At 66.0% G+C, this 11,431-nt stretch carries 9 protein-coding genes; 4 read left to right on the top strand and 5 right to left on the bottom strand.

Annotated elements, in window-relative coordinates:
* The 3 genes from NZM16_RS03655 to NZM16_RS03645 all read left to right on the top strand — a co-directional run.
* On the top strand, positions 1-289 hold a 289-nt coding region (locus NZM16_RS03655; protein ID WP_295478628.1), incomplete at its 5' end, for an amino acid--tRNA ligase-related protein.
* 160 nt (positions 290-449) lie between these two features.
* The gene (locus NZM16_RS03650; protein ID WP_295478626.1) at positions 450-962 is read left to right on the top strand and encodes a Mut7-C RNAse domain-containing protein; all 513 of its coding nucleotides are present in this window, start codon (positions 450-452) and stop codon (positions 960-962) included.
* Positions 963-993: 31 nt separating this feature from the next.
* Positions 994-1,767, top strand: a complete 774-nt coding sequence (locus NZM16_RS03645) for a hypothetical protein (protein WP_295452293.1) — start codon at positions 994-996, stop codon at positions 1,765-1,767.
* Positions 1,768-2,048: 281 nt separating this feature from the next.
* On the opposite strand, the gene NZM16_RS03640 is transcribed toward NZM16_RS03645, so the two are convergent.
* The 5 genes from NZM16_RS03640 to NZM16_RS03620 form a co-directional block, all read right to left on the bottom strand.
* Positions 2,049-4,361 carry a sodium-translocating pyrophosphatase gene (locus NZM16_RS03640; RefSeq protein ID WP_295452291.1) on the bottom strand — a complete coding sequence of 771 codons (2,313 nt, stop codon included), beginning with the start codon at positions 4,359-4,361 and terminating at the stop codon, positions 2,049-2,051.
* 311 nt (positions 4,362-4,672) lie between these two features.
* Entirely contained in the window at positions 4,673-5,809 is a 1,137-nt protein-coding gene (locus NZM16_RS03635) for a metal ABC transporter permease (protein WP_295452289.1), read from the bottom strand.
* Positions 5,790-6,680, bottom strand: coding sequence for an iron chelate uptake ABC transporter family permease subunit (locus NZM16_RS03630; protein ID WP_295478623.1), 891 nt, complete (start codon positions 6,678-6,680; stop codon positions 5,790-5,792). The genes NZM16_RS03635 and NZM16_RS03630 overlap by 20 nt, the downstream gene beginning before the upstream one ends.
* A gap of 66 nt (positions 6,681-6,746) precedes the next feature.
* Positions 6,747-7,517: an ABC transporter ATP-binding protein gene (locus NZM16_RS03625; protein WP_295478620.1), complete on the bottom strand. Its 771-nt coding sequence runs from the start codon at positions 7,515-7,517 to the stop codon at positions 6,747-6,749.
* A 3-nt stretch (positions 7,518-7,520) separates the two neighbouring features.
* Positions 7,521-8,483: a zinc ABC transporter substrate-binding protein gene (locus NZM16_RS03620; RefSeq protein ID WP_295452282.1), complete on the bottom strand. Its 963-nt coding sequence runs from the start codon at positions 8,481-8,483 to the stop codon at positions 7,521-7,523.
* Positions 8,484-9,331: 848 nt separating this feature from the next.
* Between NZM16_RS03620 and NZM16_RS03615 the strand changes: the two genes are divergently transcribed.
* Positions 9,332-10,975, top strand: a complete 1,644-nt coding sequence (locus tag NZM16_RS03615; RefSeq protein ID WP_295452280.1) for a thiamine pyrophosphate-binding protein — start codon at positions 9,332-9,334, stop codon at positions 10,973-10,975.
* Positions 10,976-11,431 lie beyond the last annotated feature (456 nt).

Here is an 11,431-nt window from a genome sequence, read left to right as displayed (position 1 = left end):
CAACGCCTTCACCGAGCTCAATGATCCCATCGATCAGGAACAGCGCTTTCTGGAGCAGGGGCGGGCCCGGGAGGCCGGCGACGAGGAGGCGCATCCGATGGATGAGGACTATCTGGACGCCATGCGCTATGGGATGCCGCCGAATGGGGGCCTGGGGCTGGGGATCGATCGCTTGACCATGCTCTTCACCGACCGTCGATCCATCCGGGAGGTGATCCTGTTTCCACACCTTCGGCCTCGGGAACGCCGCCAGGAAGAGGCCGAACTGGAGGAACTGGTCGAGGGTTGATGGAACGGCCCTGTGCCTACCCGTTGGGGCAGGCACAGGGGCCCCGGGGCGGGCACAGGGGCCCGCCCAGCCCGCCCATACGGGCAGACACAGGGGTCTGCCCCTACGAAATGCGCGGTGCGCCACGCTGAGATGCCCACTGACTCATCAGGGGGCTGTGATGATGCCACCGGAGAATCACCGCTCCGCCCGCTTCGTGGTCGACACGATGCTCGGCCGCCTGGCGAAATGGCTGCGGATCCTGGGTTACGATACCCGCTACGACCCCACTCTCGATGACGACGCCCTGTTGCGCATCGCCCAAGCTGAGGATCGCATCCTGTTAACCCGGGATCACGCTCTGGCCCGTCGAGGAGGGTCCCACGCCTTCCTGGTGGACCATGAGGATCTCATTCAGCAGTTGCGGGCGATCCGGAGGTGCTTTGGGGAGCCTGGAGACACCCCGTTCTCTCGATGCCCCGTGTGCAACACCCGCCTAACGCCCGTCCCACGGGAAGCGGTGGCCTTACACGTCCCCGCTTTCGTCTGGCGACAACACGAACGCTTCCATCGCTGCCCAGAGTGCGGCCGTGTCTACTGGCCCGGCACGCATTTTGAGCGGATGCAGTCCGTTTTGCAGGCCCTGGAGATCCATGACCCTGGGATCGATGATGGCCAGGGCCTCAGAACCTGACTCGAAGCCTTCTATCCGGCCGGGCGAACGCATGGGGTTCCCGCTCCTCATCTTATTTGGGAAAGGGGAAGCCACCCTGATCCTGGCGGCGGCGTGGATGGCCAGCGGTAGCCCCCCTCCTGGACCCTGGTGGCTGGGGGCGTGGCTACTGGCGGAAGTCGCCTGGCCAGCGCTGCACCGGCTGTTGCGGGAATCCCCATGGGGTGGCCGCTCTCCCGCTCCAGCACCCTCCGCTTCACCGCCCTTGCCTTATCTCCAATCCGGCAGCCCAGCAGACATCTTCCTTCAGAGTATCCCACGACTGATCGGGACGATCACCGCGCACACCCGGGAACTCCCGGAACTTCGAGGCGCCCTGGCGACAGCCCTCGCGGCCTTGGGGATCGGGATCGGGCTGGTGGGAGACATCGGGGTATGGCTTACGCTGGGGGTCGGGGTGGCCCTTCTCCTCGCACGGCGTCTGGCCTCTTCAGGGATAGGGGAAGGGATCCGGGAATGGGTATCCGTCACCTTCCCCTGGTGGTTGGGGCTTGCGGGAGGAATTCCTTCCGAGCCTGCCCTCCTGGCAGGGATTCCGATGGGACTGGCCGGGGTGGGGTTTCTGTTCCCAGCGCTCCAGTGGATCGCCTGGCCGCTCTGGGTGACCTGGGCCGTGGCCCTCGGCCATGGACCAGGCGCCTATGGCCTGGCGCTTATAGGCCTGTTGTCTGGCGAAAAGCCCGCCTCTCGCCCTCGCCGCGCACGCTGGATTCTGTGGACCCTCGCCCTGGCCCTCACGGTCTGGATTTTGCGCACATTCCGGTAGGGGCAGCCCCCCGTGGCTGCCCCACACGGGCAGACCCCTGTGACCACCCGATGGGGGCGGGCACAGGGGCCCGGGGCGGGCACAGGGGCCCGGGGCAGGCACAGGGGCCCGGGGCAGGCACAGGGGCCTGCCCCTACAAAAATCCGCGCGGCGTAACCCGTAGGGACACCCCCCGTGGTTGTCCTAATCCCCCATGGTCGCCCCGCCCTCCCGGTTGTCCCGCTTTGCGGAGGGCCCGCCTTCTACCAGCAGGCCCCCGCAACGGTGTCCTCCCTCGGTTTTTACTGCCCGGATCCCGGGGCCGGGGCACCGGCCAGCTCCGGCACCTCCCGCTTGCTCTGCCAGACCACCCATAGGAGCACCGCCATGAGCACGGCCACCGCAGCACCGATGGCCAGCAAAGTCCCCGTCGTCAGCACCCCACGGAACTGGACGATGATCGGCGCGGCCAGCACGGAGACCAGGTTGACGGCCTTGATCATAGGGTTGATCGCCGGCCCCGCCGTGTCCTTCAGCGGATCGCCCACAGTGTCGCCGACCACGCTGGCTTTGTGGCGCTCGCTCCCCTTGCCCAGGTTGCGCGCCGGGTCTCGTGGCTCGTTTTCCACCCGCTTCTTGGCGTTGTCCCACGCCGCCCCGGCGTTGGCCATAAAGACCGCCAGCAGCTGCCCCACCAGGATGGACCCGGCCAGGAAGGCTCCCAGGGCCTCCACCTGGAGCACCAGACCCACCACCAGCGGGGTGGCCACGGAAAGCAGCGCCAGGGAGAGCAGCTCCTTCTGGGCTGCCAGGGTGCAGATCGTGACCACCCGGGCGTAGTCGGGCTTGGCCGTGCCCTCCAGCACCCCCGGGATGCGGAACTGACGCCGCACCTCCTCCACGATGAGGGTGGCAGCACGGCTCACGGCTCGGATGGCGAAGGAGGAGAACAGCCATGGCAAGGCCCCACCCAGCAGCAGGCCCACGAACACCAACGGGTGGTCGATCCGGATCCCAACGTCCTGCAGGGTGGGAACCTGGCCCAGCTGGGCCTGGACCTTGCTCACATCCGTGAGATAAGAGCCGAAGAGGGCCACCGCGGCGATCACGGCCGTGGCGATGGCCAGGCCCTTGGTGGTGGCCTTGGTCGTGTTGCCCACCGCATCCAGGTCCGCCAGCACTTCCTGGGCCGACTCTTCCAGTCCAGCCATCTCCGCGATCCCACCCGCGTTATCGGTCACCGGCCCGTAGGAGTCCATTCCCACCACGTTGCCCGTGAGCATCAGCAGCCCGATGCCCGTGAGGGAGACGCCGTAGAGCACATAGACCGGCGGCAGGCCCCAGTAGATCACGACGGAGGTCGCGATGGTGAGGGCGATCACCACGATGGCCCACACGGTCGACTCATAGCCCACCGCCAGGCCGCTGAGGATAGTGGTGGCCGGGCCCGCCCGTGTCGACTTCTCGATCTCGCCCACGGGGGCCCGTTCGGTGCTGGTGAAATAGTCCGTCAATCGCTCGATGACGATCGAGAGGATCAGCCCCACCGTCGTCGAGGCCACCACCCGCCAGTCCTGCGCATAGAACAACCCGATGGCTCCGAAGCCCAGGAAAGACAGCACGGCGCCGATAAAGAAGCCCCGGCTGATGGCCCGCAGCGCATCCCCCCGGCGGCCAGCAACGCCCCCCACGGTGTAGGTGCTGATGATCGACGCGATCACCCCTACCGCCCGCGCCAGCAGCGGGAAGATGATCCATACCATCGAGTGGTTCGGGTCCACCGCTCGCACCGCCAGGCCGAGGATCATCGCCGAGACCATCGTCACCTCGTAGGACTCGAAGATGTCCGCGGCCATCCCGGCGCAGTCCCCCACGTTATCGCCCACCAGATCCGCCACCACCGCCGCGTTGCGGGGATCGTCTTCCGGGACATCCATCTCCACCTTGCCGACCAGATCCGCCCCGACATCGGCGGCCTTGGTGTAGATGCCACCGCCCACGCGCATGAAGAGCGCCAGCAGCGTCCCGCCGAACCCGAAGCCCAGAAGGGCGTCCGGCGCCGCGATGCCGAAGATTAGGAAGATGACAGAGCCGCCCAGCAACCCCAGGCCGTTGGTCAGCATCCCGGTGATGGTGCCGGCCCGGTAGGCCAGGCGCAGGGCCGCGTCATAGCCCTGGGTGCGCGCGGCCTCCGCCACCCGGATGTTCCCCTGGACCGCCATCCGCATCCCCAGCTGGCCGACCGCCAGGGAGAACCCGGCGCCCAGGATGAACGCGACGGCCCGGCCCAGCCCCATCACCAGCCGCAGCGTGTTCTCATCCAGGTGAGGGAAGACCTCCCGCGCCTCCGGCGAAGGGGGGACAATGTAAACGCTGAGGAACAGCAGCACGCTCAGGAGACCCATGAACGGCAGGATGCTGATCAGCTGCCGGCGCAGGTAGGCCTCCGCTCCCTCCCGGATGGCCTCCCACACCTCCTGCATCTTCGGCGTGCCCTTCGGGTAGCGCATGACCTCCGACCGGAGGATCCCGGCGAAGATCAGGCTCACCACGGCCACCCCAAGCACGGCCAGCACCGCATAGAACTCAAACGGCGTGAGCCCATGCCAGGTCATCCGCGCACCTCCCTAAGGGATTCATACCAGGGGGGAATGTGAGGAAAGACGCAAACCCATTCTACAAATTTCAAAAGGAGGGGTCAAGGGGAAAGACGCTCTTAGGCGCCCCATAGCGGGACCGGCGATTCTCAGGGGAAGCGTCCGAAAAGCTCGCCCCGACGGGAACCGCACATCCTGGCTATTTTCATCGAGGCACCTGTTGCGGGATATGCCCAAGGGCAGAGTTCAGGCCTGCCCCTACGAAATCCTGTGGATGGCATGCCATACTGTTCGTAGGAACGCTCCAGGAGGCATCTCCGGCTCGCCGATCACCGGGAAAGGGGGATCATCCCCCCATTCGACCCGATGATTTCGCGCGCCGCCCGACGGCCTGCTTCCGTCAACCGGAGCAACTCGCCTTCTCGCACCACCCACCCCACCCGCTCCGCTCGCTGGATCACCTGCGCTGCGAAAGCAGGATCCCAGCGCAGGTGCAGGGGCAGCGTCTTCAGGCAGTTTTCCTCATATTCCGCTTCCGTTCCCTCGTGGCTGAGCAGGTGGATAACCAGCATCTGCTGGGCCAGATGCTGGCGCTGTCGCGCGGCCTGGCGAGCCTGGGCGATGAGCCCCTGGCCGGGCGCCCCTAAGAAGACGAGGACGAACAGGATCCCGCCGACCGTGGCCATCGAGCCGGCGATCGAGAGATCCAGGGCGTAGGCTAGGCCATAACCGCCCAGGGCGATGCCCAAGCCCAGCAGGACCGAAAGCCCCAACATGTGGGCCAGGCGATCGGTGAGAAGCGCCGCGGTGGCAGGGGGAACCACCAGCATCGCCACCACCAGCACCACACCGGCCACATCGAAGGCGGCAACCACGGTTAGAGCGGTCATCCCCATCAGCAGATAGTGCAGCACCGCCGGCCGGAAGCCGAAGATCTCCGCCAGGTCGGGATCGAATGTGGAGAGCGTCCACTCTTTGTAGAAAACCAGGATCAGGGTCAGGTTCAGGAGCAGCAGCCCCCCCATCACCCAGGCGCCCCGGGGCCCCAGATCCCATCCACCCCAGATCAGACGGTCAAAGGGCGCGAAGGCCAGTTCCCCCAGCAGCACCGCATCCAGATCCAAGTGAATGTTGCCCACTCCTCGCGCAATCCCCACCACGCCCAGGCTGAACAGGGCCGGGAACACCAGCCCCAGGGCCGCATCTTCCTTCACCCGGCCGGTCCGGCGCAGGGCATCCACCGCCACCGCGGTGAGCACCCCGGTCCCCGCGGCGCCGATCAGCAGCCAAGGCGAGCGGAGATCCCGGACGATCAGGAAGGTCACCACGATCCCGAACAGGATGGCGTGGCTGATGGCATCCCCCACCAGGGCCATCCGGCGCAGGAACAGAAAGACGCCCGGCAGCGCGCACGCCGCTCCCGCCAGGGCCGCGACCAGCATGATCTCAACCTGAGGGGCCAGCATCGCGTTTCCCTCCTGGCGATTTCGCTGTCCATATCAGGCCCCGATGTGGTGCAAACAACAGGGAGAACAGGGCGATCCCGGAGGCGCACAGGGCGATCATGGGGCCGGTCGGAAGCCGGCCGATCCAGCTGCTCAGGAGGGTTCCCAGGACCCCTGAGAGGGCCCCAAATCCCCCGGCCAGGATCACCATTCGCTCCAGCCGATGGGTCCATTGACGGGCAGCGGCAGCCGGGGCCACCAGCACCGCGCTCATCAGCACCACGCCCACCGCATGAAGCCCCAGCGCGATCGCCAGAACGATCAGTGTCGTGAGCAGGACATCCAGGGCCATCACTGGGAGGCCGATGGCGGCGGCGAAGGCCGGATCGAAGGCCAGGACCTTGAATTCCTTCCAGAGCAAGAGGACTACGACGAGGATGAGCACGGTAGCCAGGGCGATTCCTTCCACATCCCGCCGCAGCATCATGGCCGCCTGCCCGAACAAGAAGCGCTCCAGACCGGCTTGAGCGGCCGTCGGTTGCCGCTGAGCCACCGTCAGCAACACGATCCCGAACCCAAAAAAGACGGAGAGGACCAGGCCCAGGGCCGCATCCGGCCGGATGCGGGAACGGTGGGTGATCAGGACCACGAGAAGCGCCCCCAGCCATGCGCTGAGCGAGGCCCCTGCGAGCAGGAGGGGGAGATCCCGGCTTCCCGCTAACAGGAAGGCCAGAACGATCCCGGGCAGCGCGGCATGGCTCATCGCGTCCCCCAGCAAGCTCTGGCGCCGGAGCAGCGCGAAGGTCCCCAGAACGCCACCCACCGCTCCGATCAGAGCGGAGCCGACGGCGACCAGACGGAAAGTGGGATCCAGCCAGAAGGCAAACCCCATAGGATTCCATCCGATGATCGGGCCGGGCCGTGCCCCCAGGCACCTGGTCCGGCCCTCGGATTCCTGTCATGAGATGACGATGGCTCGCTCCCCATATGTCTGACGAAGGGAGTCTCCGGTGAACGCCGTCGCCACCGGCCCACAGGCCACACAGCGCACGTTCAGAAGGGTTACCCACTCGAAGTAAAGGGGAACCGTCTGAAGATCATGGTGCACCACGATCACCGTGCGGCCGGCGGCCTTTAGGCCCCGAAGCACTTCGATGAGGGCCTGTTCAGTGATGGCGTCGACGCCCGCAAAGGGCTCGTCCATCAAATAAAGCCATGCATCCTGGGCCAGCGCCCGGGCGACGAAAACCCGTTGCTGCTGGCCCACCGAAAGCTGGCCGATCTGACGATGGGCCAGATCCGCCATCCCCACCTGGGCCAGGGCCTCCATCGCCCGCTCCCGATCCTGGGCCCCCGGACGACGCACCCATCCCAGATGGCGATAACGCCCCATCAGCACGACATCCAGCACCGTGGCCGGGAAATCCCAATCCACGGCCGTCCGCTGGGGAACGTAAGCGATCCACCGTCGGGCCTCCGCCGGCGGGCGCCCGAAAACCGTGATCGAACCTGCGACCGGTCGGACCAAGCCCAGGATCGCCCGCAGCAGCGTGGTCTTCCCGGCGCCGTTCGGGCCCACCACCGCCATCAGCACTCCGGCAGGGACCTGCCAGTCCACATCCCAGAGGACCGGGCGCTCGCCATACATCACCGTGAGATCCGTGACCTCGATGGCCAGGCCATCAACGAGGGTTGAAGGTTCGTGGAGAACGGATGGAAAGAACGGCATCGACTATTCTCCTTGCAGAGCCTGAAGGATCGTCTGGACGTTGTGGCGGATCATCCCGATATACGTGCCCTCCGGGGAGCCGGGATCCCCCAGGGCATCGGAGAAGAGCGGGCCGCTGACCTGCACGGACCATCCCCGGGCGCGCGCGGCCTCCTGCACCGCCTCCAGATACCGGAGGGGAACACTGGTTTCGACGAAAATCGCCCGGATCCGCCGTCGGGCCAGGAAATCCGCCAGGGCCTGCACGTCCGCCAGGCCGGCCTCGGCCGCTGTGCTGATCCCCAGCAGCCCTCGGACCTCGAATCCGTAAGCCTGGCCGAAGTATCCAAAGGCATCGTGGGACGTCACCAGCACCCGTTGCTCGGGGGGGATCCGCTGGACCTCCGTTCGGATCCAGGCATCCAGGAGATCTAATTCCTGCTGATAGGCGAGGAGACGGGACCGATATTGAGGCGCATGGGTCGGATCCAGGCGGCTCAGCGCCTGGGCCACCGGCTCCGCCGCCCGCTTCCAGAGACGGACATCGAACCAGATGTGAGGGTCTGGGATCCGCTCCCCGGGGGGATAGCGAAGTTGTTCGGGGGGAATCGCCTCGCCCACCGCCACCACCAGCGCCCAGCGGTTCATCCCGGCCAGCACATCCGCCATTCGAGCCTCCAGGTGCAAACCGTGATAGACGATAAGGTCCGCCCGCATCAGTTTCCAGACATCGCTTTCCCGGGCCTTATACAGATGGGGGTCCACTCCCGGGCCCATCAGGGAGATCACCTCCACCCGATCGCCGCCGATCTGGCGGACCAGGTCCGCGACGATGGTGGTGGTGGCCGTCACCCGGATGCGGCGGTTCGCCAGCTCGGCCGCCTGAACCCGGCGCTCCGTCGGAGCACAGGCGCTCAGTCCCCATGCGATCACAACGATCAACAGGATACGCCAGCCCCATCCAACCTGTCGGCTCCCACGGCGCATGGGCGCTTCCTTAGGATGAGATCTCATCAACATGCTGGACCGCCTTTACAGCACACGCCCCATACAGCTTTTGAGCCCTTCGAGATGTTTTTCTCCCCTCTCCCCAAGGCGAGGGGCTTGGGCCCGCTTCCTCCTGGAAAGCGCTTCCATCGGATCCGCCGCCTCCGATTGCACGTAACGGATCATAGTAAATTTAGCCAAACCTAAAAATGATGTCAAGCCGAACGGAGGCGGTTTGAAATCCCTCGAGCCGGGGCGAAGGGATACGGATTCCTTTTCACCGCGTCGCGTGGGATGGCCTCTGGAGGGTCCTGGGGAGGGCCCAGCGATCGGAACACCGGGGGCCTGGACCCGCGGCGCTGGGGACGGATCAACGAAGGCGTCCTTCGGCGAGGCGGGCTCCCCTCTCTCCATGGCCCAACGGGTCGTGGAGAGCGGGGAGAAAAGACTCCTCGAGGAAGCGAACGGCGTAACCCTGATGAGGATTCCCCTTTCCCAGACGCCTGCTGGATCCCCTTCCACGGCTTTTCCAAGGGCCTCAGCCCAATTACGCGGGGGGCCTCCGCGGATCGGCGCCTCCTGTAGACGATCTAATCGGAGGATGCGTCCTTCCCGCGCACCTCCAGGGGAGAGCTCCCCAGTTGCGTTAAAATGAGGCTGGCGCCTGATGGAAGGCTTCGTTTGGAATAGCGACCCTGCTCGCCCCGAGAACGCGGCCTTCTGTAGATCCTGGATGAAGCGCAATCCCCCCAACCTGGGGCCCTTGGAGGAGCTGCGCCGGGCGCCTTCGGTGCCCGGACCAACTCCGCGCGGTCCGATTTTTTCAGATCCTGAGAGGAGGAACGAAGATGTCCAGCATGCACGGTGGACGGCTGGTGGCGAAGGCGCTGAAGGCCGCAGGGGTGGAGGTCATCTTCACCCTGTGTGGTGGCCATATCCTGCCGATCTACGACGGATGCCTCGATGAGGGGATCCGGATCATCGACGTCCGCCACGAGCAGGCCGCGGTCCACGCTGCCGATGCCTGGGCGCGCCTCACCGGCCGGCCCGGCGTGGCCGTGGTCACCGCCGGCCCAGGGGTCACCGACAGCGTCACCGGAGTGGCCAACGCCTTCCGGGCCCACAGCCCGGTGCTGGTCATCGGCGGCCAGGGCCCCTTCGCCCAGCTGGGCCGCGGCTCGCTGCAGGAGATGGATCACGTGGCGGTAATGCGGCCGATCACCAAATGGGCCGGGGCCGTCTACGAGACCGAACGGATCCCGGAGTTCCTCGAGGTGGCCCTCCGCCATGCGATGAGCGGCCGCCCCGGCCCGGTCTTCCTGGAGATCCCTCTGGACGTCCTCTTCCGGTTCGTGGACGAGCGCCATGTGGCCTTCCCCCGTCTGGATCGGAACGTGCCGCGGCCCGGCCCGGCGCGGTCCGCCCTGGAACAGGCGGCGGCGATGCTGGCCGAGGCGGAGCGGCCGGTGGTGATGGCCGGAAGCGCGGTCCGCTGGTGCCACGCTTATGGAGCCCTCGCCCGATTCGTGGAGGAGCTGGATCTCCCCCTGTTCACTAACGGGATGGCCCGCGGGACGCTACCGCCGGATTCCCCGCAGTTTTTCCAGCACGCCCGGCGTAAGGCCTTCGCCCAGACCGACCTGCTCATCCTCGTCGGCGGAGAGTTGGATTTCCGGCTGAAATTCGGGCAGGAGATCGCCTCCACCGCGCGGATCATCCATGTGGACCTGGAGCCGGCGGTGATCGGTCACAACCGGCCGGTGGATCTGGGCCTGGTGGGGGATATCGGGCTCATCCTGGAGGAGTGGCGGCTGGCTATGAAGGCGCGGGCGCCAGAACGGCGGTGGACTCCCTGGCGGGAGGCGCTGCGGGCGATCGAAGCGGGCGAGGCCGTCTTCTGGGCCCAGGGGAAGGACGCCGCCGATATCCCCATTCATCCCCTGCGGCTGTGCCACGAGCTGGCGCGATGGATCGATGAGCGGACCATCGTGATCGGCGATGGGGGAGACATCGTGGCGGCGGCTTCCCGCATCCTTCCCGTCTACCGGCCGGAGAACTGGATGGATCCGGGGCCTTTCGGATGTCTGGGCATCGGGGTGCCCTTCGCCATCGCGGCCCAACTGGCCTATCCGGATCGGCGGGTGCTGGTGCTGTTCGGCGATGGGGCCTTCGGGTTCAACGGGTTCGAGTTCGACACGGCGGTGCGCTTTCAGCTCCCGATTATGAGCGTAGTCGCCAACGATGCAGCGTGGAGCCAGATCCGACGGCCCCAGATCGAAATGGTGGGGGAAGCCCGAGCGGTGGCCACCGCCTTGGCCCCGACCCGCTATGATCGGATCGTGGAGGCCTTCGGCGGCTATGGGGAACTGGTGGAGCATCCGGAGGAAATCCGGCCGGCCCTGGAACGGATGGCCGCGGCAGGACGCCCCGCCTGCCTGAACGTCCGCACCCAGCCGCTGCCGCCCGGCGTTCTGTCGGCACGGTATTTTTAAGCAGCAAAGCGAGCACCCATAAGATGTGATCAGGAACAGGCGCTTATGCGCCTGAATACAAGCGAGGGCCTCGTCTATGTCCGGGCACTGAACGAAGCAGGGCGCCCGTGAACGCATTCCCAGCAAAGAAGGCGGGCATGATGTGCCCTACGATCCACACAAAGGCTCCTGTTCGTAGTAGGGCACGTAAGTGCCCGTCCGAAGTGTTCCCAAAAAGAACAGCCATGGACACGCTCCATCGCTGCTTCGTCTATCTTTATCTTTTTTAGGGGTTTTTCGGGAGAGAGGCGATGGCCTCTCCAGGACTGTTTGCACTAAGGCACGCAAGTGCCCGTCCAGCGTTCCAAGAGGGAACGAGCACACCCATGGCTTGCCACGAACAAAAAGGACCCTGTCCGCGGTAGAGCATGAGACAAAATGGTTCGTAGTGCTTTGTCCATTTTTCATTTAGGGGTT

It is taken from the genome of Thermoflexus sp. (genome assembly GCF_025055495.1).
GTDB lineage: Bacteria > Chloroflexota > Anaerolineae > Thermoflexales > Thermoflexaceae > Thermoflexus.
Note: the sequence above shows the minus strand (reverse complement) of the source record. Positions and strands in the feature narration are given on the sequence as shown.